The sequence below is a fragment of the Ideonella sp. BN130291 genome, from assembly GCF_036231905.1.
GTDB lineage: Bacteria > Pseudomonadota > Gammaproteobacteria > Burkholderiales > Burkholderiaceae_C > CAMLIZ01.
The window spans coordinates 464920-487040 of sequence record NZ_JAZARE010000003.1 but is presented as its reverse complement, the minus strand read 5'-3'; the positions used below and the strand labels follow the sequence as shown (position 1 = coordinate 487040).

Annotated in this window: 21 protein-coding genes; 20 read left to right on the top strand and 1 reads right to left on the bottom strand. The window is 67.6% G+C overall.

The window, feature by feature from the left end:
- The first annotated feature begins 11 nt into the window (after positions 1-11).
- The 10 genes from VPH43_RS08565 to VPH43_RS08520 are packed head-to-tail and all read left to right on the top strand — an operon-like array spanning position 12 to position 9505.
- The gene (locus VPH43_RS08565) at positions 12-1187 is read left to right on the top strand and encodes an acetyl-CoA C-acyltransferase (RefSeq protein WP_328577254.1); all 1176 of its coding nucleotides are present in this window, start codon (positions 12-14) and stop codon (positions 1185-1187) included.
- An 18-nt stretch (positions 1188-1205) separates the two neighbouring features.
- On the top strand, positions 1206-3026 hold the full coding sequence (locus tag VPH43_RS08560; RefSeq protein WP_328577253.1) for an acyl-CoA dehydrogenase: 1821 nt from the start codon (positions 1206-1208) through the stop codon (positions 3024-3026).
- A gap of 14 nt (positions 3027-3040) precedes the next feature.
- The gene (locus tag VPH43_RS08555) at positions 3041-3232 is read left to right on the top strand and encodes a hypothetical protein (RefSeq protein ID WP_328577252.1); all 192 of its coding nucleotides are present in this window, start codon (positions 3041-3043) and stop codon (positions 3230-3232) included.
- A 23-nt stretch (positions 3233-3255) separates the two neighbouring features.
- Complete coding sequence (locus tag VPH43_RS08550; protein WP_328577251.1) at positions 3256-4044, top strand: SDR family oxidoreductase; 789 nt, start codon at positions 3256-3258, stop codon at positions 4042-4044.
- An 18-nt stretch (positions 4045-4062) separates the two neighbouring features.
- A complete protein-coding gene (locus tag VPH43_RS08545; protein WP_328577250.1) occupies positions 4063-4500 on the top strand; it encodes a PaaI family thioesterase in 438 nt (145 codons plus the stop codon).
- A gap of 16 nt (positions 4501-4516) precedes the next feature.
- On the top strand, positions 4517-5533 hold the full coding sequence (locus VPH43_RS08540) for an NADP-dependent oxidoreductase (RefSeq protein WP_328577249.1): 1017 nt from the start codon (positions 4517-4519) through the stop codon (positions 5531-5533).
- Positions 5533-5988: a GNAT family N-acetyltransferase gene (locus VPH43_RS08535; RefSeq protein ID WP_328577248.1), complete on the top strand. Its 456-nt coding sequence runs from the start codon at positions 5533-5535 to the stop codon at positions 5986-5988. Before VPH43_RS08540 ends, VPH43_RS08535 begins: the two co-directional genes overlap by 1 nt.
- A complete protein-coding gene (locus tag VPH43_RS08530; RefSeq protein ID WP_328577247.1) occupies positions 5985-7652 on the top strand; it encodes an isovaleryl-CoA dehydrogenase in 1668 nt (555 codons plus the stop codon). Before VPH43_RS08535 ends, VPH43_RS08530 begins: the two co-directional genes overlap by 4 nt.
- Positions 7653-7667: 15 nt before the next feature.
- On the top strand, positions 7668-8603 hold the full coding sequence (locus VPH43_RS08525; protein ID WP_328577246.1) for a glutathione S-transferase family protein: 936 nt from the start codon (positions 7668-7670) through the stop codon (positions 8601-8603).
- Positions 8600-9505 carry an SDR family oxidoreductase gene (locus VPH43_RS08520; RefSeq protein ID WP_328577245.1) on the top strand — a complete coding sequence of 302 codons (906 nt, stop codon included), beginning with the start codon at positions 8600-8602 and terminating at the stop codon, positions 9503-9505. Before VPH43_RS08525 ends, VPH43_RS08520 begins: the two co-directional genes overlap by 4 nt.
- A 9-nt stretch (positions 9506-9514) precedes the next feature.
- On the opposite strand, the gene VPH43_RS08515 is transcribed toward VPH43_RS08520, so the two are convergent.
- Positions 9515-10735, bottom strand: a complete 1221-nt coding sequence (locus VPH43_RS08515) for a diguanylate cyclase domain-containing protein (RefSeq protein WP_328577244.1) — start codon at positions 10733-10735, stop codon at positions 9515-9517.
- Positions 10736-10944: 209 nt separating this feature from the next.
- Between VPH43_RS08515 and VPH43_RS08510 the strand changes: the two genes are divergently transcribed.
- The 10 genes from VPH43_RS08510 (at position 10945) to rplT (ending at position 22105) form a co-directional block, all read left to right on the top strand.
- On the top strand, positions 10945-12606 hold the full coding sequence (locus VPH43_RS08510) for a sensor histidine kinase (RefSeq protein ID WP_328577243.1): 1662 nt from the start codon (positions 10945-10947) through the stop codon (positions 12604-12606).
- Positions 12607-12667: 61 nt separating this feature from the next.
- Positions 12668-15013 (top strand): Tex family protein, encoded by a 2346-nt coding sequence (locus VPH43_RS08505; RefSeq protein ID WP_328577242.1) that lies wholly within the window; start codon positions 12668-12670, stop codon positions 15011-15013.
- 80 nt (positions 15014-15093) lie between these two features.
- Positions 15094-15636, top strand: coding sequence for a superoxide dismutase family protein (locus VPH43_RS08500; RefSeq protein ID WP_328577241.1), 543 nt, complete (start codon positions 15094-15096; stop codon positions 15634-15636).
- Between the two features lie 29 nt (positions 15637-15665).
- Entirely contained in the window at positions 15666-16739 is a 1074-nt protein-coding gene (locus tag VPH43_RS08495) for a phospholipase (RefSeq protein ID WP_328577240.1), read from the top strand.
- Between the two features lie 128 nt (positions 16740-16867).
- Positions 16868-18400, top strand: coding sequence for a DUF4331 domain-containing protein (locus VPH43_RS08490; RefSeq protein ID WP_442909242.1), 1533 nt, complete (start codon positions 16868-16870; stop codon positions 18398-18400).
- Between the two features lie 11 nt (positions 18401-18411).
- Complete coding sequence (locus tag VPH43_RS08485) at positions 18412-18681, top strand: hypothetical protein (protein WP_328577239.1); 270 nt, start codon at positions 18412-18414, stop codon at positions 18679-18681.
- Between the two features lie 177 nt (positions 18682-18858).
- The gene (gene thrS, locus VPH43_RS08480; RefSeq protein ID WP_328577238.1) at positions 18859-20778 is read left to right on the top strand and encodes a threonine--tRNA ligase; all 1920 of its coding nucleotides are present in this window, start codon (positions 18859-18861) and stop codon (positions 20776-20778) included.
- A 103-nt stretch (positions 20779-20881) separates the two neighbouring features.
- The gene (gene infC, locus VPH43_RS08475; protein WP_328577237.1) at positions 20882-21397 is read left to right on the top strand and encodes a translation initiation factor IF-3; all 516 of its coding nucleotides are present in this window, start codon (positions 20882-20884) and stop codon (positions 21395-21397) included.
- Between the two features lie 122 nt (positions 21398-21519).
- Complete coding sequence (gene rpmI / locus VPH43_RS08470; RefSeq protein ID WP_328577236.1) at positions 21520-21723, top strand: 50S ribosomal protein L35; 204 nt, start codon at positions 21520-21522, stop codon at positions 21721-21723.
- 25 nt (positions 21724-21748) lie between these two features.
- Positions 21749-22105, top strand: a complete 357-nt coding sequence (rplT, locus tag VPH43_RS08465; protein ID WP_328577235.1) for a 50S ribosomal protein L20 — start codon at positions 21749-21751, stop codon at positions 22103-22105.
- The last annotated feature ends 16 nt before the right edge of the window (positions 22106-22121 follow it).

Below are 22121 nucleotides of genomic sequence, written 5' to 3'. Positions count from 1 at the left end.
AGGACCACACCATGACCAACGCCGTCATCGTCTCCACCGCCCGCACGCCCCTGGCCAAGAGCTGGAAGGGCGCTTTCAACATGACCCATGGCGCCACCCTCGGCGGCCACGCCGTCAAGGCTGCCGTCGAACGGGCCGGCATCGATGGCGCTCACGTCGAGGACGTGCTGATGGGCTGCGCCACGCCGGAAGGCGCCACCGGCTCCAACATCGCGCGCCAGATCGCGCTGCGCGCCGGCCTGCCCATCACCGCCAGCGGCGTCACCATCAACCGCTTCTGCTCCAGCGGCCTGCAGACGATTGCAATGGCCGCACAGCGCATCATCGCGGGCGAAGGCGACGTGTACGTCGCCGGCGGCGTGGAGAGCATCTCCTGCGTGCAGAACGAAGCCAACAAGCACATGATCGTGGAGACCTGGCTGAAGGAGAACAAGCCGGAGATCTACTGGAGCATGCTGCAGACCGCCGAGCAGGTGGCCAAGCGCTACAAGATCAGCCGCGAGCGCATGGACCAGTACGGTGCGGCCAGCCAGCAGCGCGCCACCGCTGCCCTGGAAGCCGGCAAGTTCAAGGACGAGATCGTGCCGATCACCGTGACGGCCGGCGTGGCCGATCCGGTGATGGGCCTGCGCACCAAGGAGGTCACGGTCAGCAACGACGAAGGCATCCGCCCCGGCACCACCTTCGAAGGCGTGTCCGCCATCCGCCCCGCGATGCCGGGCGGCGTGATCGCCGCCGGCAATGCCAGCCAGTTCAGCGATGGCGCGGGTGCCTGCGTGATCGTGGGCGAGGACTATGCGAGCAGGCACAACCTGAAGCCCCTGGGCCGTTTCCTCGGCTTTGCAGTGGCTGGCTGCGAGCCCGACGAGATGGGCATCGGCCCGGTGTTCGCCGTCCCCAAGGTGTTGAAGCGCCTGGGCCTGACCGTGCAGGACATTGACCTGTGGGAGCTGAACGAGGCCTTCGCGGTGCAGGTGCTGTATTGCGCCGACACGCTGGGCATCCCGATGGACCGGCTCAACGTCAACGGCGGGGCCATCGCCGTGGGCCACCCCTATGGCGTGAGCGGCCAGCGCCTGACCGGCCATGCGCTCATCGAAGGCAAGCGCCGCGGCGCGAAGAAGGTGTGTGTCACCATGTGCATCGGGGGCGGCATGGGCGCCGCCGGGGTGTTCGAGGTGCTCTGACCCGCCTGGAGAGACCGCATGCGACAGACGCTCGATTTCTTGTTGAATGACTGGATCGGCGTCGAGTCGCTGACCTCCCGCACCCGCTTCGCCGAGCACTCCAGCGAAACCTTCGCCTCGGTGCTGGACACCTGCGAACGCATCGCACGCGAGAAGTTCGCGCCCTTCAACCGGCTGGCCGACACCGAGGAGCCGCACTTCGACGGCGAGCGGGTGCACCTGCCGAAGGCCACGCACGAGGCGGCGCTGGCCTACGCCGACAGCGGCATGCTGGCCGCCGCACAGGACTACGACGTCGGCGGCATGCAACTGCCTTGCGTGATCGAGATGGCGGGCAATGCCTTCTTCTCCAAGGCCAGCGTGGCGATGGGTGGCTACGCCATGCTCACCAGCGGCAACGCCAGCCTGCTGATGGCGCATGGCACGCCGGTGCAGAAGGACGTGTTCGCGAAGAACGAGTTTGCCGGCCGCTGGTTCGGCACCATGTGCCTGTCGGAGCCGCAGGCGGGCTCGTCGCTGAGCGACGTGGCCACCCGAGCAGTGCCCGATGGCGCGGAGTACGAAAGTGATCCGCTGGGCCCGCGCTACCGGCTCAAGGGCAACAAGATGTGGATCTCGGCCGGCGAGCACGAGATCACCGAGAACATCGTGCACCTGGTGCTGGCCAAGATCCCCGGGCCCGACGGCAAGCTGCCTCCTGGCGTGAAGGGCATTTCGCTGTTCATCGTGCCGAAGAAGCTGGTGAACGAAGCCGGCGAACTCACTGGCGAACGCAACGACGTGGCCTTGGCGGGGCTGAACCACAAGCTGGGTTATCGCGGCACCACCAACACGCTGCTCAACTTCGGCGAAGGCCGGTTCCCGGTGAGGGGCGAGGCGGGCGCCATCGGCTACCTGGTGGGCAAGCCCGGCGAGGGCCTGCGCTGCATGTTCCACATGATGAACGAGGCCCGCATCGGCGTCGGCCTGGGCGCGGTGATGCTGGGGTATGCGGGCTACGAGGCCAGCCTCGACTACGCACGCAACCGGCCGCAGGGCCGGCCGATGGGGCCGGCCGGCAAGGACCCGTCGCAACCGCCGGTGCGCATCATCGAGCACAGCGACGTCAAGCGCATGCTGCTGGCGCAGAAGGCATATGTGGAAGGTGGCCTGGCACTGGAGCTGTATTGCGCGCGCCTGGTGGACGAGCAGCACAGCGCCGATCAGCCCGCCGCCGGTGAGGCCGGCCTGTTGCTGGAAGTGCTGACGCCCATTGCCAAGAGCTGGCCCAGCGAATGGTGCCTGGAAGCCAACAGCCTGGCCATCCAGGTGCTGGGCGGCTACGGCTACACCCGGGACTTTCCGGTGGAGCAGTACTGGCGCGACAACCGCCTGAACATGATCCACGAAGGCACGCATGGCATCCAGGCCATGGACCTGCTGGGCCGCAAGGTGGTGATGGACGGCGGCGCCGGCCTGAAGCTGCTGGCCACCCGCATCAGCGACACCATTCAACGCGCCGGCCAGGTGAGCGGCCTGGCCGAACACGCCACGGCGCTCGCCCGTGCGCTGGAGCGCGTGGGCGCCAGCACCAAGGCCGCCTGGGCCACCGGCGTGCCGGAAGAGGCGCTGGCCAATGCCACGCCCTACCTGCAGGCCTTCGGGCACCTGGTGATGGCCTGGATATGGCTGGACGTGGCCATTGCCGCGCAGGCGGCGGCCCCCAGCGATTTCCATCAGGGCAAGCTCGCCGCGATGCGCTACTTCTTCCGTTTCGAGCTGCCCAAGCTGGACGCGTGGCTGTCGGTGGTAGCGTCGCGCGATGCGACCTGCCGCGAGATGCAGGACGCCTGGTTCTGATCTCTCCTCGTCTGATGAAAACATCCACCCTCGAAACCTTGATCTGGGTGCTGATCTACGGCGGCCTGCTGGTCCTGTCGCTCAGCCTCTTCGTCTCCGAGCGCAGCATGCCGCTCGGCATCGCATTCGGCATTGTGGGCGCCGTGGCCACCGCCGCGGGCGCCGCGCTGATCGTGGTGCGCTCGCGCATCAAGCAGCCGCGCTGACCCCCTCACCAAAGGACTTCTCCATGGGCACACCCATCCAGCAACTCTTCGACCTCACGGGCAAGACGGCCCTGGTCACCGGCGGCTCTCGCGGCCTGGGCCTGCAGATCGCCGAGGCCCTTGGCGAAGCGGGTGCCAAGATCCTGCTCACCTCGCGCAAGGCGGCCGATCTCGAGGAGGCCTCCGCCGAGCTGCAGTCCAAGGGCATCGACACCCGCTGGATCGCCGCCGACGCCAGCGACCCGGAGCAGATCCAGCGCGTGGCCAGCGAGGCCATGGAGCGCCTGGGCCAGATCGACATCCTGGTGAACAACGCCGGGGCGACCTGGGGTGCTCCGGCGGAAGACCATCCGCTGGAAGCCTGGGACAAGGTGATGAACCTGAACATCCGCAGCATCTTCCTCATGAGCCAGGCCGTGGGAAAGCTGAGCATGATCCCGCGCAAGGGTGGCCGCATCATCAACGTGGCCTCGATTGCCGGGCTGTCGGGTGCCTCGTCGGAAATGAAGTTCATCGCCTACGGCACCAGCAAGGGCGCGGTGGTGAACTTCACCCGCACGCTAGCCGGCGAATGGGGCCCGTACGGCATCACCGTGAACGCACTCGCCCCGGGCATGTTCCCGAGCAAGATGACCAAGGACACCTTGGAGGCCGTGGGCGCAGACAAGATTGCCGCCCATGCACCGCTGCGCCGCATCGGCGACGACGACGACCTGAAGGGTGCGGCGCTGCTGTTCGCCTCGCAGGCGGGCAAGCACATCACGGGGCAGATCCTGGCGGTGGACGGTGGTGTGAGCGCCGTGCACGGCTAGAGCCGGCGGCACAGACCGATGGATTTCCTGGTTCGCATCCCCTTTGTCGACCTCCTCGGCATGAAGCTCGAGCGCTTCGAACCCGGCGAGGCCGAGATCCTGCTCCCACTGCGCGACGAACTCACCAACAGCTGGAGCGTCGCCCACGGCGGCGTCACCATGACCCTGCTGGACGTGGTGATGGCGCATGCTGCCCGCAGCCCCGACCCGAAGACGGGCGACATCCCGCCCGGCGTGGTGACGGTGGAGATGAAAACCAGCTTCATGCGCCCCGGCCTGGGCCACCTGAGGGGCGTGGGCAAGCTGCTGCATCGCACCGCTTCCATGGCGTTTTGCGAAGGCTCGGTGCTGGACCAGGAGGGCGAGCTGCTGGCGCATGCCACCGGCACCTTCAAGTACATGAAAGGCCTGCCTGCGGGCGGGCGCAAGATCCAGCGGCTGAACGCCTCGGATTGAACAACAGGAGCACACCATGACGACCAACAAGCAGATCCACCTCGTCTCCCGCCCCAGCGGCGAGCCCACCACCGGCAACTTCAAGCTGGTGGAGGCGCCGGTGCCCACGCTGCAGGACGGCCAGGTGCTGGTGCGCAACCACTTCCTGAGCCTGGACCCGTACATGCGCGGTCGCATGAACGACGCCAAGAGCTATGCGCAGCCGCAGCCGCTCAATGAAGTGATGGGCGGGGGTACGGTGGGCGAGGTGGTCGAGTCCCGCAACCCGGCCTTCAAGGTGGGCGACAAGGTCGTCGGCATGGGCGGCTGGCAGCAATACCACGTGGTGTCGGCGGAGCAGCGTGGCGCGCTGCGGGTGGTGGACACCACGCACATCCCGCTGTCGGCCTACCTGGGCGCGGTGGGCATGCCGGGTGTCACGGCGTGGTATGGCCTGGTGAAGATCATCGAGCCCAAGGCCGGCCAGACGGTGGTGGTGAGCGCTGCCAGTGGCGCCGTGGGTACCGCGGTGGGCCAGCTGGCCAAGGTGCGCGGTGCGCGCGCGGTCGGCATCGCGGGCGGGCCGGACAAGTGCGCCTATGTGGTCAATGAGCTGGGTTTCGATGCCTGCATCGACTACAAGCAGCACAAGGATGCAAAGTCGCTGTCGGCCGCGCTGAAGGAAGCCTGCCCCGACGGCGTCGACGGCTACTTCGAGAACGTGGGCGGCATGGTGCTGGACGCGGTGATGCTGCGCGCCAATGCCTTCAGCCGCATCGCCCTGTGCGGCATGATCTCCGGCTACAACGGCGAGCCGATCCCCATGGCCGCGCCGCAGCTGCTGCTCACCAACCGCATGCGGCTCGAAGGCTTCATCGTCAGCGAGCACATGGAGGTCTGGCCCGAGGCGCTGAAGGAGCTGGGCACGCTCGTGGCCACCGGCAAGCTGAAGTACCGCGAAAGCGTGGCGCAGGGCATCGAGGCCGCGCCTGAGGCCTTCCTCGGCCTGCTCAAGGGCCGCAACTTCGGCAAGCAACTGGTCAAGCTGATCTGATGGACCTGCACTGGCGCTGGGCGCGCTTCGAGGAACTTGACCTCGACGCCTTGTACGACGCGCTGGCCTTGCGCCAGCGTGTCTTCAACAGCGAGCAGAACTGCGCCTACGTGGACGCCGACGGCCTGGACCGCCGGGCCTGGCACCTCCTGGGCCGCGATGGCCAGGGCCGGCTGGTGGCCTACCTGCGCATCGTGGACCCGGGCCTGAAGTACCCCGAGCCGTCGATCGGCCGCGTGGTCACCGACCCGTCGGTGCGCGGCAGCGGCGCCGGCCGGCTGCTCATGGCCGAGGGCGTGGCCGGCTGCGATCGGCTCTGGCCGGGGCAGGCCGTGCGCATCAGCGCCCAGGCGCACCTGCAACGCTACTACCAGCACGTCGGCTTCGAGGCCGTGGGCGACACCTACCTCGAGGACGGCATTCCGCACATCGAGATGCTGAGGAGAGCGCCATGAGCCTTGCCGCACCCGACATCACGCATGAGGTGTTCAACCAGGCGAGCCCCTTCGCCGACGTGAACCTGTTCAGCGCCAACAAGCCGCTGCAGGATGCGCTGGCCTTCCACCACGCCGGCTACGACCGCGAGCACCTGCATGCGCTCGGGGCGGAAGCCGGCTCGGCCACGATGCAGCAGCACGCGCGCCTGGCCAATGTGCACAAGCCCAGCCTGCACAGCCATGACCGCTTCGGCCGGCGGGTGGACCAGGTGGAGTTCCATCCCAGCTATCACGCGCTGCTGGGCAGCGCGTTGCGCCATGGCCTGCACGGCACGCCGTGGGCCCGGCCGGCGGGTGGCCACATCGAGCGCGCGGCGGCCTTCATGATCTTCACCGAGGCCGAGCCCTCGGTGCTGTGCCCGGTGTCCATGACGTATGCGGTCACGCCCGCGCTGCGCGGCAACCCGGCGATCGCGCAGGCCTGGATGCCCCGGATCACCAGCACCCAGTACGACGCCCGCTTCCTGCCCTTCGAACAGAAGACGGCCGTGACGCTGGGCATGGGCATGACGGAAAAACAGGGCGGCTCGGACGTGCGCGCCAACACCACGCGGGCGGAGTTCGATGCGGACACCCCCTGGGGCGCGGCCTACCGCATCACCGGCCACAAGTGGTTCTTCTCCGCGCCGATGTGCGATGCCTTCCTGGTGCTGGCACAAACCGGCGCGGGCCTGAGCTGCTTCTTCCTGCCGCGCCTGCTGCCCGACGGCCAGGTGAACGCGCTGCGCATCCAGCGCCTGAAGGACAAGCTGGGCAATGCCGCCAACGCCAGCTCCGAAGTGGAGTTCCATGGCGCCACCGCCTGGCTGGTCGGCGAGGAAGGCCGCGGCGTGCCGCAGATCCTGGCCATGGGCGCGCTCACCCGGCTGGACTGCGCGCTGGGCACCGCCGGGCTGATGCGCCAGTCGCTGTCGATCGCGTTGCACCACTGCGCCGAGCGCAGCGCCTTCGGCAAGCCGCTGCTCGAGCAGCCGCTGATGCGCAACGTGCTGGCCGACCTGGCATTGGAAAGCGAAGCTGCCAGCCTGCTCGCGCTGCGCCTGGCTGCCTGCATCGACCGCACCGAAAACGGCCAGGACGCCAGCGGCTTCGAAGCCGTGATGCGGCGCCTGCTCACGCCGGTGGCCAAGTTCTGGGTCTGCAAGCGCGGCAGCGCCTTCGCGCAGGAGACCATGGAGTGCCTGGGCGGCAACGGTTATGTGGAAGAGGGCGGCGAGGGCGTGATGGCACGCATCTACCGCGAGATGCCGCTCAATTCCATCTGGGAAGGCGCCGGCAACATCATGGCGCTGGACCTGCTGCGCGCGCTGCGCGGCGCCAAGGTGGTCGACGCACTGGTGCACGAGCTGCAGCCCGCGCGCGGCGTGCATGCCGCCTTCGATGCCGAACTCGCCGAGGTGCTGCACTCGGTGGACGGCGTGGCCGACGAAGCGCAAGCACGCCGCCTGGCGCGGTCACTGGCCTTGCTGCTGCAGGCCGCCCAGCTCAAGCGCATCAGCCCGGACTTCGTGTTCGACGCCTTCTGCGCCTCGCGTTTTGCCGGTGATCGCGCTGCCGCCTTCGGCCTGCTGCCGGCCACCACCGATTTCGATTCCATCGTGTCGCGTGCGATGCCGCACTGAACCCACGGACTGCCCATGCCCCAGCTCATCCTGCATCACTACGCCTCGTCGCCGTTTTCCGAGAAGATCCGCCTGATCCTCGGCTACAAGCGGCTGGACTGGGCCTCGGTCACCGTGCCGGTGATCGCGCCCAAGCCGGACGTGGTGGCGCTCACCGGCGGCTACCGCAAGACGCCCTTCCTGCAGATCGGCGCGGACATCTACTGCGACACCGCCTTGATGGCGCGGGTGATCGAGCAGCACACGCCGCGGCCCACGCTCTACCCGGCGAGCGCGCCGCTGGCGCCCATGCTGGCGCAGTGGGCTGACAGCACGCTGTTCTGGACCATGATTCCTTACGTGATGCAGCAGCCGGCGGGCGTGGCGGCCATCTTCGGCAATGCGCCAGCCGAAGCGCTCAAGGCCTTCCGAACCGACCGCGCGGCCTTTGCAGCCAGCGTGCACCGGCCCACCCTGGCCGACGCGAGCGCGCAGTTCAGCACCTATCTCGGCTGGCTGGACGCGCAGCTGGCAGATGGCCGGCCGTTCCTGGGCGGCAACGAGGCGTCGATTGCGGACTTCTCGGTGGCCCACATCCTCTGGTACGTGCGGCGTGCGCCCCCGGTGGCCCAGATCCTGGAGCCGCATGCGCGGCTGAACGCGTGGCACCAGCGGGTGCAGAGCTTTGGCGCGGGCCGCAGCGAGCCGATGAGCAGCGCCCAGGCCATAGCGGTCGCGGCCGCCGCGTCCAGCCACGCGCCGGCCAGCGTGGCATCAGGCCAAGGCTTCGAGCCCGGCGAGCGCGTGACCGTGGCCGCCACCGACTACGGCACCGACGCGGTGGCCGGCACGCTGGTGGGCCTGGGCACCGACGAGGTGGTGATCCAGCGCGCCGACGAACGCGCGGGCACCGTGCACGTCCACTTTCCCCGCATCGGATTCCAAGTCAAGAAAGAGAGCAGTCCCACATGAAGAGCTTCAAGGGCCGCACCGCGGTCATCACCGGCGCCGCGTCGGGCTTCGGCCTCGAAACCTCGCGCATCGCCGCGCGCGAGGGCATGAACATCGTGATGGCCGACGTGCAGCAGGATGCGCTGGACCGCGCGGCCGCCGAGATCGAGGCCCTGGGCGCACAGGTGCTGCCGTTCCGGCTGGACGTGTCGAAGGCGGACGAGGTGGAGGCGCTGGGCGCGGCAGCGAAGCAGCGCTTCGGCGCGCCGCACTTCGTGTTCAACAACGCCGGCGTCGGCGCCGGCGGCCTGATCTGGGAGCACACGCTCAAGGACTGGGAGTGGGTGGTGGGTGTCAACCTGATGGGCGTGGCCCATGGCGTGCGCGTGTTCACCCCGATGATGCTGGAAGCGGCCGCGGCCGACCCGGGCTACGAGGGCCACATCACCAACACCGCCTCCATGGCGGGCCTGCTGAACGCGCCCAACATGGGCGTGTACAACGTCACCAAGCACGCGGTGGTGGCGATGAGCGAAACGCTCTACCAGGACCTGTCGCTGGTCACCGACCAGATCAGCGCCTCGGTGCTGTGCCCCTTCTTCGTGCCCACCGGCATCCACCAGAGCCATCGCAACCGGCCGGCGGAGCTGAAGGAGCAGAAGGCCACGCAAAGCCAGCTCATCGCGCAGGCCATGAGCGACAAGGCTGTCACCTCGGGCAAGGTCACGGCCGAACAGGTGGCGCAGATGGTGTTCAGCGCGATGGCCGAGCGCCGCTTCTACATCTACAGCCATCCGCATGCGCTCAAGAGCGTGCAGACCCGGCTGGAGGACGTGATGCTGGGCCGCAACCCGACCGACCCGTTTGCCGACAAGCCGCACCTGGGCCAGCAGCTGCGCGACGCCCTGCGCGCCAAGGCCTGAGCTTGTGCTTCAGGCGGGGGCGCACACCACCCGGTTGCGCCCCTGGTCCTTGGCGGCGTAGAGCGCGCGGTCGGCGCGCTCCATCAGCGTGCCCAGCGTGTCACCCGGCAGCAGCACCGCCACGCCGAAGCTCGCGCTCAGGTGGCCCGCGCCGCTGAAGGGCGTGCGCTCCAGCGAGCGGCGCAGCACCTCGGCAAAGGCGGCGGCCGCTTCCAGGTCGGTGTGCGGCAGCAGCAGCGCGAACTCCTCGCCACCCAGGCGATACAGGCAATCGCGCCGCTTGCTCGTCTGCAGCATGCGCTGCGCAAACTCCTTCAGCACCGCGTCGCCCACGGCGTGGCCGAAGCTGTCGTTGATGCGCTTGAAGTGGTCCACGTCCACCGCCACCAGCGCCAGCGGTGCGCCGCTGCGCGCACAGGCGCCCATCAGCGCCTGGGCCTGCTCGTCGAAGCTGCGTCGGTTCAAGGCACCGGTGAGCGCGTCCTTGGTGGCCAGCTCACGCCAGGCGCTGCTGCGCGTTTCGATGGGCGCGATGATGGTGCGGCTCAGCATGCGGTTGAGCACGATGAAGAGGGCACCGAACACGGTGACGGTGGCCGCCACGTGCCAGCCCCAGGCCTCGCGCGCCTGCCGCACGGCGTGTGCCGTGGGCACCGACACGATCTGCGCACCCACCGTGTCACCCACCTTCCAGTCGAAGCCGGCTTTGCCATAACGCTGCAGCAGGTCGGCCGGGGCGTGGGCGGCGGCGCCGTGGCAGGCCATGCAGTCCGGCGTAGGGCGCACCGGCCGCAGCACATGCATCACCTGGCCGGCGGGCCCGTCGGTGAAGTGCGTCAGCTGGGTGCGCGCGGGCTCCGCGCGAAAGGATTCGATCGCGTCCACCTGCCAGCCCGTGGCGCGGTTGGCCGGGTTGGTGGGGTTGAGCGCCACCTCCTGGTAGCGGTACTGCGGATGGTCGTTCTCCAGCAGTGCCATCGACCGGTTGGCGGCGTACGCCGGAATTGCGGGCGGGTGATAGGTGTGGCCGCTGGCCTGCAGCAGCGGGCGCACGTCCTCGATGGTGTACTTGCGCACCGCCAGCGCCATCTCCATGCGCAGCTGCGACTCGCGGCGCACCTCGCTGAGCGCGCCGTCCATCAGCAGCCGGTACAGCACGAAGCTGCTGATGCAGAACACCAGCAGGAAGGTGCAGGCCAGGTAGAGGTTCAGGCGGGCGCGGGTGTCCATTGCGGAGGGCGAGGGGGCCGATCACTGTAACGAGCTGTTCGCTCGTGCGCCGCTGGCCGCCGCGGGCAGCCGCCAGCGGCGTGGTGCTGTGCGCGGCACAAAGTCACGTGCCCGGCTTGCTTTGCGCTGCCGCGCTCCATGGATCGCCCGTTTGGGTGCGCGAATCTACTGGCTCGCCCCATGATCCACCGCCTTACACTCGTTTTGCCGTGCAGCCCCTGGACACCTCGACGCCCCGCTTGCCGCCTCGGCGGGCGACATGGGTGTTCGTGGTGGGCGCCGGCCTGCTCATCCTGGCCACCTGGGCCGCCTCCGGCTTTGCCATCTGGCGCGGGCGGGCAGACGCCCTGAACGACTGGCGCCTGTTCCTGTCCAACATGTCCAACGTGGCGGCGCAGCATGCAGACCAGACGGTGGCGGCCGCCGATGCGGTGCTGCAGCACGTGGTCACCGCGGTGAACGAGCCCAGGCCGGTGGACGGGCCGCAGCTGCGCCAGCGGCTGGCCAGCGAGGCCATGTTCCGCCTCATCCGCGAACGCCAGCTCGAGCTGCCGCAGATCGATGTGGTGAGCTTGGTGGCGGCCGACGGCGAGCTGCTCAATTTCTCGCGCCGCCATCCGCCGCCGCCCATCCGGGTGGCCGACCGTGACTACTTCCAGGCCCATGTGCAAGACCCCGCGCTGGAGGTGATGGTGTCGAAGCCGGTGTCCAACCGCGGCACCGGGGCGTGGACCTTCTATCTCGCGCGCAAGCTCAAGGACACACAAGGCCATATGGTGGGGCTGGCGCTGGTGGGCATTGAAAGCGCCTACTTTGCGCAGTTCTACGCGTCGGTCGATGTGGGCGCGGCCGACGGCGATTTTTCGATCGAGCTGTCGCGCCTGGACGGCACCGTGCTGGCCCATCACCCGAAGGCCACCTATCGCGACGACCGCGGCATGCACCTGGTCACGCGCAGCGAGTCCCATGCCTTCCCACTGCGGGTGACCAGCATGGTCAACGAAGAGGTGGCCTTGAAGCATTGGCGCCGCACCGCATGGCTGATCGGCGGCCTGACGGCCTTGACCGACGCTGCGCTGGTGGGCATCACCATCTGGATCTTCGTGCTCACGCGTCGGCGCCACCAGGTGATGGTGCAGCTGGACCAGGCGCGCGTGGCCGCCGAGGTGGCCAACCGGGCCAAGACCGTGTTCCTCGCCAACATGAGCCACGAGATCCGCACGCCCATGAACGGCGTGCTCGGCATGACGGAGCTGCTGCTGCGCGATGCGCGCGACCCGCGCCAGCGCGAGCGCGCCTCCGCAGCCCATCGCAGCGGCCAGGCCATGATGCAGGTGCTGGACAACGTGCTCGATGTATCGTCCATCCAGGCCGGCAAGCTGGAGCTCGCGTCGGTGCCCCTGGCCTTGCGCGCGCTGGTCGACGACGCGGTCACGCGCGTGGGGCCCGCAGCGCAGGCCAAGGCCTTGCGCCTGGTGAGCCGGGTGGATGACACCATCGCCGACCGGCTGCGTGGCGACCCGCAGCGCCTGCGGCAGATGCTGGACCACCTGCTCGGCAACGCGGTGAAGTTCACCGAGTGGGGCGAGGTGTCGCTGCAGGTGGCCGATGGCGGGCGCGAGGGAGCTCACCAGCGTTTGCGCATCGAGGTGCGCGACAGCGGCGTGGGCATTCCGGCCGGGGCGCGCGCGCGCTTGTTCGAGCCGTTCCACCAGGCAGACGAATCCGTCACCCGCCGCCACGGCGGCACCGGCCTGGGCCTGGCCCTCACGCGCCAGCTGGTGCTGATGATGGGCGGAACGATTGAAGTGAAGAGCGAGCCGGGGCAGGGCTCCTTGTTCACGGTGGAGCTGGCCTTGGACATGGCCTGAGCCGAGCGCGCCAGCCCCGTGTGGCACACTGCGCGCCTTCGAAATTGCAGTGCCTTCGAACTTGGACAAGATCCTTCTGCAGCTGGCCGCCGAACTGAAGGTTCGGCCCGCCCAGGTGAATGCCGCTGTCGAGCTGCTGGATGGGGGCGCCACGGTGCCTTTCATCGCGCGCTACCGCAAGGAGGCGACCGACGGCCTCGACGATACGCAACTGCGCGACCTGGAGGCCCGCCTGGGCTACCTGCGCGAGCTGGAGGAGCGCCGCGCGGCGGTGCTCAAGAGCATCGAGGAGCAGGGCAAGCTCACGCCCGAGCTGCGCGCCGCGATCGAAGCGGTGCCCACCAAGCAGGAGCTGGAAGACCTGTACCTGCCGTTCAAGCCCAAGCGCCGCACCAAGGGGATGATTGCCCGCGAGGCGGGGCTGGAGCCGCTGGCCGACAAGCTGTTCGGCGACCCGTCGCTGGACCCGCTGGCCGAGGCGGCCGCCTTCATCAATGCCGACGGTGGCTTTGCCGATGCGTTCGCTGTGCTGGACGGCGTGCGCGACATCCTGTCCGAGCGCTGGGCCGAGGACGCGGCGCTGGTGGGCAAGCTGCGCGAATGGCTGTGGGAAGAGGGCCTGTTCAAGTCCAAGCTGATGGACGGCAAGGACGAGAACAACCCCGACGTCGCCAAGTTCCGCGACTACTTCGACTACGACGAGCCGATCCGCGCCGTGCCCTCGCACCGCGCGCTCGCGGTGTTCCGCGGCCGCACGCAGGAGATCCTGGATGCCAAGCTGGTGCTGGACGAAGAAGTGGTTGCCGGGCAACCGGGCCTGGCGGAAGGCCGCATCGCGCGCCACCTCGGCTGGGGCCATGCCAAGCGCCCCGGCGACGACCTGATCCGCAAGACCGTCGCCTGGACCTGGAAGGTCAAGCTCTCGCTGAGCCTGGAGCGCGACCTGTTCTCGCGCCTTCGGGAGGAGGCCGAGAAGGTGGCCATCAAGGTGTTCGCCGAGAACCTGCGCGACCTGCTGCTGGCCGCGCCGGCCGGCAAGCGTGTGGTGATGGGCCTGGACCCGGGCATTCGCACCGGCGTGAAGGTGGCCGTGGTCAGCGACACCGGCAAGGTGCTGGACACCTCGACGGTGTATCCGCACGAGCCTCGCAAGGACTGGGAAGGTTCCATCCACACGCTGGGCCGGCTGTGCGCCACCCATGGCGTGAACCTCATCGCCATCGGCAACGGCACCGCCAGCCGCGAGACCGACAAGCTCGCCGCTGATCTCATCAAGCGCATCCAGCAGCTCGCGCCCGGCACCCACATCGAGAAGGTGGTGGTCAGCGAAGCCGGCGCCTCGGTGTACTCCGCGTCGGAGTTCGCCAGCAAGGAGCTGCCGGAGCTGGATGTGAGCCTGCGCGGCGCCGTGTCCATCGCACGCCGCCTGCAGGACCCGCTGGCCGAGCTGGTGAAGATCGACCCCAAGAGCATCGGCGTGGGCCAGTACCAGCACGACGTGAACCAGAGCGAGCTGGCGCGCACGCTGGATGCGGTGGTGGAGGACTGCGTCAACTCGGTGGGCGTGGACCTGAATACCGCATCGGCGCCGCTGCTGGCGCGCGTGTCGGGCCTGAGCAATGCGGTCGCCTCCAGCATCGTGCGCTGGCGCGATGCCAATGGCGCGTTCAAGAACCGCCAGCAGCTCACGCAGGTGGCCGGGCTGGGCGCCAAGACCTTCGAGCAGGCAGCCGGCTTCCTGCGCATCCGGGATGGTGACAACCCGCTGGATGTGTCGGGCGTGCACCCGGAAACCTACCCGGTGGTGCAGAAGATGATGGCCGCCACCGGCAAGCCGATCGCCGAGCTGATCGGCCGCTCCGACGTGCTGCGTGCGCTGAAGCCGGAAGCCTTCGCGGACGAGAAGTTCGGCGCCATCACGGTCAAGGACATCCTGGCCGAGCTGGAAAAGCCGGGCCGCGACCCGCGCCCGGACTTCAAGGTGGCGCGCTTCAACGATGGCGTGGAAGACATCAAGGACCTGCAGCCCGGCATGGTGCTGGAGGGCACCGTGAGCAACGTGGCCCAGTTCGGCGCTTTCGTCGATCTGGGTGTGCACCAGGACGGCCTGGTGCATGTGAGCCAGCTCGCCAACAAGTTCGTCACCGATGCGCGCGAAGTGGTGAAGACCGGCGACATCGTGAAGGTGAAGGTGCTGGAAGTGGACCTGGCGCGCAACCGTATCTCGCTGACCATGAAGCTGGATGCTGCGGCACCGGCCAAGGGGCAGGGCGCGCGCGGCGACAACAGCTTCAGGCCGCCCGCGCGCCACGGGCGCAATGGCGGCACCCCACGGGGCGGCCAGGCCGCCTCGCCGGCGCAAAGTGCGATGGCGGCTGCCTTCGCCAAGCTGCAGGGCAAGCGCTGATCACGGGCCGCGGTGCATCCCGCCGCGGACCTCCTCCGTATGTCGAGCGTCTCTACATTCGCCTTTTCAAGGAGGATTCCATGCGAGCTGTCACTCTTGTAGCGTGCACCATGGCCGCCGTTGCGCTGGCCGGCTGCGCCAGCCAGGCCGGCCCCCACGGCGCGATGATGGGCAAACCGATGGCGGTGGCCACCCTGTCGCCCACGCAGGGCAACACCGCGACCGGCCTGGTGATGTTCCACGAGGTCGACGGCCATGTGATGGCCCGCGCGCACATCACCGGCCTGAAGCCCAATGGCGAACACGGCTTCCACCTGCATGAGAAAGGCGATTGCGCCAGCACCGACGGCACAAGCGCCGGCGGTCACTTCAATCCCGGTGGCGCACCGCATGGCCCGCAGGATGCTGCCCACCACGCAGGCGACATGCCTGCGCTGAAGGCCGACGCTGACGGCGTGGCGGACCTGAAGTTCATGCTGCATGGCGTGACCATCGGCGGCGGCCCGGCCGACATCACCAACCGGGCGGTGGTGGTGCACGCCAACCCCGACGACTACAAGACCCAGCCGACCGGCAACTCTGGCGCCCGCATTGCCTGCGGCGTGGTGGCGAGGCACCCCTGAAGCGTCGCCGCGGCTAGCATGGAGGGCTTATGCAAGCCCTCCAGATCTACGCCGGCCCCCAAGCGCGGCAGCACCTGCTCGAACACGGCCTGCGTCCGCGGGACGTCGCGCTCCTGCCTGGCGCGGCCGGCGGCCCGAAGTGCTTTGCACTCAACCCGCTGGACCGCTTCATCTTCGGCCACTGGCTGAAGGACAGCCGCCACACCGTGCACCTGCTGGGCGCGTCGGTAGGCGCCTGGCGCATGGCCTGCGCCTGCATGCCGGATCCCGACGCCGCGCTGGCGCGCATGGCGCGTGACTACATCCACCAGCGCTATGAACACCGGCCGGGAAAATCACCGACCGCACGCCATGTGAGCGAGGTGTTTTCCGCCTGCCTGGCCGAGCACTTTGCCGGTCACGAGGCCACCTTGCTGCAGCATCCCCGCTACCGGCTGCATGTGTTCACCAGCCGTGGCCGCCATGCGCTGCTGCGGCGTGAAGGCAAGCTGCGCACGCCGCTGGGCTACCTCGGTGCGTTTACGGCCAATGCGGTGAGCCGCACTGCAATGGGCGGCTGGCTCGAGCGCGTGATCTTCTCCGACCCGCGTGACCCCTTGCCCCTGCACTTGAAGGACTACCGCACCCACCAGGTGCCGCTGGACGAGCGCAACCTGCGGCTAAGCATCCTGGCGAGCTGCACCGTGCCCTTGTGGCTGCAGGCCGTGCACGACATCCCGGGCGCCCCCGCCGGCGCCTATTGGGACGGTGGCATCACCGACTACCACCTGCACCTGGACTACGCCACGATGGATGGCGGCTTGGTGCTGTACCCGCACTTCCAGAACACGGTGATCCCCGGCTGGCTCGACAAGGGCCTACGCCGCCGTCACCGCGCCACCGAGCGCCTGGCGAACGTGGTGCTGCTGTCGCCGAACCCCGACTGGGTGAAGACCCTGCCCAACGCCAAGCTGCCCGACCGCGCCGACTTCAAGGGCTATGGGGAGGACATCGACGGCCGCATCCGTGACTGGCAGCGTGCCCTGGCCGAAAGCCAGCGCCTGGCCGATGAGTTCGAAGCCCTGGTGTCGCGCCCGGGCACGGTGCAGGCGCTCCCCCTCTGAGCTGCGGCGCATCCGTTTTTCGAGCCGCCGCGTATCTCGCCCCCAGACCCCGCACGCCGCTGGTGTGCCGGGTCCAGGGGGCGGCACCCACAGGTCCGCCGAATTCGAGGATCTGCCAGGAGATACGCATGACAACCCGTTCACTGCAGGCTCATCGCCTGCTTCCCATGGTGGCCGCGCTGATGGCGGCGGGCACCGCCTTGCTGGCCGCAGCGCCGGTGCAAGCCTCCAGCCACCGCGAGGCGCCCTTCATTTCGTCGCGTCCCAAGGTGGACGCGACCGACTTCTACATGTTCGCGAGCTACGAACCCGGCCGCGACGGCTACGTGACGCTGCTGGCCAACTACCAGCCGCTGCAGGATCCGTATGGCGGCCCGAACTACTTCTCCATGGACGAGAACGCGCTCTACGAGATCCACATCGACAACAACGGCGATGCCAAGGAAGACATCAGCTTCCAGTTCCGCTTCAAGAACAAGCTCAACGGCGTGACCCTGCCCATCGGTGGCAAGAACGTGGCGATCCCGCTGATCCAGGCCGGTACCGTGTCCAACGTGAAGGACGCGGCGCTGAACGTGAACGAGAGCTACACCGTGGACGTGGTGCGCGGTGACCGCCGCGCCGGCATGCGCAGCGCCGTCACCAACGCGACCGGCGGCAGCGCCACCTTCGACAAGCCGGTGGACAACATCGGCACCAAGACGATCGCGGACTACGCGGGCTACGCCGCCAAGCATGTCTACAACGTCAACATCCCGGGCTGCACGCAGCCGGGCCGGTTGTTCGTCGGCCAGCGGAAGGATCCGTTTGCGGTGAACCTGGGTGCGGTGTTTGACCTGGTGAATGCGCCGCTGGGCGTGATCACCGACCCGAGCAAGATCAATGCGGCGCCCAACACCATCGACGACAAGAACGTCACGACGCTGGCGCTCGAGGTGCACAAAAGCTGCCTCGTTCAAGGCAGCGATCCGGTGATCGGCGGCTGGACCACGGCCAGCATGCGCCAGGGCAGCCTGCTCAACCCGGCGCCGGGCAAGGGCCACAGCACCACCGCCAAGGTGGGCGGCGCATGGACCCAGGTGTCGCGCCTGGGCATGCCGCTGGTCAATGAAGTGGTGATCGGCCTGCCCGACAAGGACCGTTTCAACAGCAGCAAGCCCAAGGACGATGCGCAGTTTGCGGACTACGTGACGAACCCGACCTTGCCCGCGCTGCTGGAGATCGCGCTCAACATCCCAGGCACCGCGCCCAAGAACCTGCCGCGCACCGACCTGGTGACCACCTTCCTCACCGGCATCAAGGGCCTGAACCAGCCGGCCAGCGCCACGCCGTCGGAGATGCTGCGCCTGAACACCGGCATTGCCGCCACGCCGGCCGCCAGCCAGCATCGCCTTGGCGTGGCCGGTGGCGACAACGCCGGCTTCCCGAATGGCCGCCGTCCGAAGGACGACGTGGTCGACGTGTCGCTGGTGGCCGTGATGGGTGGGCTGTGCATGCTCAACGGCAACAACAACGCGCTGCAACTGGGGACCGACTGCAAACCGGCCAATGTGCCGCTGGGTGACACCTCGCTCAAGCTGCACGATGCGGTGGACCAGGCCGTGGTGCCGCTGATGGGCGGTTTCCCCTACCTCAGCGCGCCCACCCCCGGCGCGCAATGAAGGAGATCTCGATGAACAAGCGCATTTTCTGGCTCGCCCAGGCGTTCGCTGCAGCGGCCCTGGTGAGCGCCTGCGGTGGCGGTGGCGATTCCCCGGCACCGGCTCCCGCTCCGCCCGGTCCGCTGGAGGCGGTGCCACCCAGCGCCAGCGAGTCCACCGCCGGCATGGCGAGCTACCTCGCCACGCTGAACACCCTGACGCCGGAGGACAAGGAGCCGGTGGACGTGAGCAGCTTCAATCCGCCGTCGCCGGACAACACCGAGCCCGATCCGGTGTCGTGATCTACAATTCCGGCTCCACCACCCACAAGAGCGAGAAAGGCACGCCGGTTATGACACCGCGAACTACGTCCACTGTCACCGTCGAGGTTCAGTCGGCCGCGTAGTCACGCCAGAGATTTTTCTCGTTCACAAGGAAAGCGCGGCACCCACCGCGCTTTTTTGTTTTTGGAGTTCCAGATGATCAAGATCCAGTTGCCCGATGGTTCCCAGCGCGAATTCGCGCAGCCGCCCACGGTGGCCGACGTGGCCGCCTCCATCGGCACCGGGCTGGCCAAGGCCGCGCTGGCCGGGCGCATCGGCCATGGCAAGGAAGCCAAGGTGGTGGACACCAGCTACCGCCTGGAACGCGACACGCCGCTGGCGATCGTGACGGAAAAGGACCCGGACGGCCTGGATGTCATCCGCCACTCCACGGCTCACCTGCTGGCTTATGCGGTGAAGGACCTCTTCCCCGAGGCGCAGGTCACCATCGGCCCGGTGATCGAAAACGGCTTCTACTACGACTTTGCGTACAAGCGTCCGTTCACGCCCGAGGACCTGGCCGCCATCGAAGCCAAGATGACGGAGCTGGCGAAGAAGGACGAGAAGGTGGAGCGCCGCGTGCTGCCGCGCGATGAGGCCGTCGCCTACTTCAAAAGCCTCGGCGAGCACTACAAGGCGGAGATCATCGAGAGCATTCCGCAGGGCGAGGATGTGTCGCTCTATCGCGAAGGCCAGTTCGAGGACTTGTGCCGCGGCCCGCACGTGCCCAGCACGGGCAAGCTCAAGCACTTCAAGCTGATGAAGGTGGCCGGCGCCTACTGGCGCGGCGACCACCGCAACGAGCAACTGCAGCGCATCTACGGCACGGCCTGGGCCACCAAGGACGAGCTGCAACAGTACCTGCGCATGCTGGAGGAAGCCGAGAAGCGCGACCACCGCAAGCTGGGCAAGGAACTGGACCTGTTCCACATCGACGAGCACTCGCCCGGCACGGTCTTCTGGCACCCCAAGGGCTGGACGGTGTGGCAGGAGGTGGAGCAGTACATGCGCCGTGTGTACCGCGACAACGGCTACCTGGAGGTCAAGGGCCCGCAACTGCTGGACCAGGGCCTGTGGGAGAAGACGGGCCACTGGCAGAAGTACCGCGAGAACATGTTCACCACGGAGTCGGAGAAGCGCGACTACGCGCTCAAGCCGATGAACTGCCCCGGCCACATCCTGATCTTCAAGCAGGGCATCAAGAGCTACCGCGACCTGCCGCTGCGCTACGGCGAATTCGGCCAGTGCCACCGCAACGAGCCCACGGGCGGGCTGCACGGCATCATGCGCGTGCGGGGCTTCACGCAGGACGACGGCCACATCTTCTGCACCGAAGACCAGATCCTGCCGGAGTGCACTGTCTACACGGCCCTGCTGCAGAAGGTCTACCAGGACTTCGGCTTCACCGACATCATCTACAAGGTTGCCACACGACCGGAGGCCCGCATCGGCTCCGACGAGGCCTGGGACAAGGCAGAGCACGCGCTGATGGAAAGCCTGCGGCGCAGTGGCGTGCAGTTCGAGATCGCCCCCGGCGACGGTGCGTTCTACGGCCCGAAGATCGAATACACACTGAAGGACGCGCTCGGCCGGCCCTGGCAGGTGGGCACCATGCAGGTGGATTTCTTCATGGCCGAGCGGCTGGGCGCCGAATACGTGGCCGAAAGCGGGGAGCGCCGCACTCCGGTGATGCTGCACCGCGCCATCGTGGGCAGCCTGGAGCGCTTCATCGGCATCCTGATCGAGCAGCACGCCGGCGCGCTGCCGGTCTGGCTGGCGCCCACGCAGGTGGTGGTGACCAGCATCACGGACGCCCAGCACGACTATGTATCCGAAATCGTGAAAACGCTTCTAAAACAAGGAGTTAGAGCGCAGGCCGATTTGCGCCACGAGAAAATTACGTATAAAATACGGGAGCATTCAATGCAAAAGGTCCCGTTCATCCTTGTCGTGGGCGACAAGGAGAAGGCAAGCGGGGCCGTTGCGGTGCGCGCCCGAGGCAACCAGGATCTCGGCGTGATGTCCCTCGATTCCTTCGTCCAGAAGCTCGCAGCGGATATCGCGGCCAAGGTCTGAACGGCCTTTTGTGGCGCGCAGTCGTTTTTACGTGGGACTGTTGCCTTGGTTCCGTTGAAAGGTTTGCACCATCGCTACTTTTGCTGACCGCCGCACTCCCAACGTGGAGCGCAAGCACCGCTTGAACCGCGAGATCACCGCGCCGGAAGTCCGGCTGAACGGCCCCGACAACGAGCCCCTGGGCATCGTGAGCTTGCAGGAAGCGCTGCACATGGCGGGCGAACGGGACGTCGATCTCGTGGAGATCGTTGCCCAGGCCGATCCGCCGGTGTGCCGGCTGATGGACTACGGCAAGTTCAAGTACCTGGAGCAGAAGAAGGCGGCGGAAGCCAAGGCGAAGCAGAAGATCATCGAGGTCAAGGAAGTCAAGTTCCGCCCGGGCACGGACGAAGGCGACTACCAGATCAAGATGCGGAACCTGCGCCGCTTCATTGCCGAGGACGGCGACAAGGGCAAGGTCACGCTGCGCTACCGTGGCCGCGAGATCACCCACCAGGACATCGGCATGCGGCTGCTGGAGCGCATCCGCGATGAACTGGCCGACGTGGCGGTGGTGGAAAACATGCCGAAGCTCGAGGGCCGGCAGATGATCATGGTGCTGGCGCCCAAGAAGCGCTGAGCACGGTTGGAGTTACAGCACCGGGGCTGGTCGCCACGGTGCTGCACAGAAGCCCTTTCAGGCCAACAAGGGCGCGGGACCTTTCCGCGCACGCCTGACGGGGCAGCGAAAAAGGAGCAGTCATGCCCAAAATGAAGACCAAGAGCAGCGCGAAGAAGCGCTTCCGCGTGCGTCCGGGTGGTACCGTCAAGCGCGGTCAGGCGTTCAAGCGCCACATCCTGACCAAGAAGTCCACGAAGAACAAGCGCCAGCTTCGCGGCGCGGTCACCGTGCACGAGACCAACATGGGACACATCGCTCAGATGCTGCCCTTTGCTGGCCTGTAATCACCACTGAACAAGGAGCAATCACATGCCTCGCGTCAAACGTGGTGTTACCGCACGTGCCCGTCACAAGAAGGTGCTGGCCCTCGCCAAGGGCTATCGTGGTCGTCGCAAGAACGTCTTCCGCATCGCCAAACAGGCGGTGATGAAGGCGGGGCAATACGCCTACCGCGACCGTCGCACCAAGAAGCGGGTGTTCCGTCAGCTGTGGATCGCCCGTATCAACGCGGCGTCCCGTGGCCTGGGGATCACATACAGCAAATTCATGGCTGGCCTGAAGAAAGCCCAGATCGACATCGACCGCAAGGTCCTTGCCGACATGGCCGTCAACGACCCGGCTGCTTTTGGCAGCATCGTCGACAAGGTGAAGGCCCAGCTCGCTTGAGCGTGAACCGCGGGCA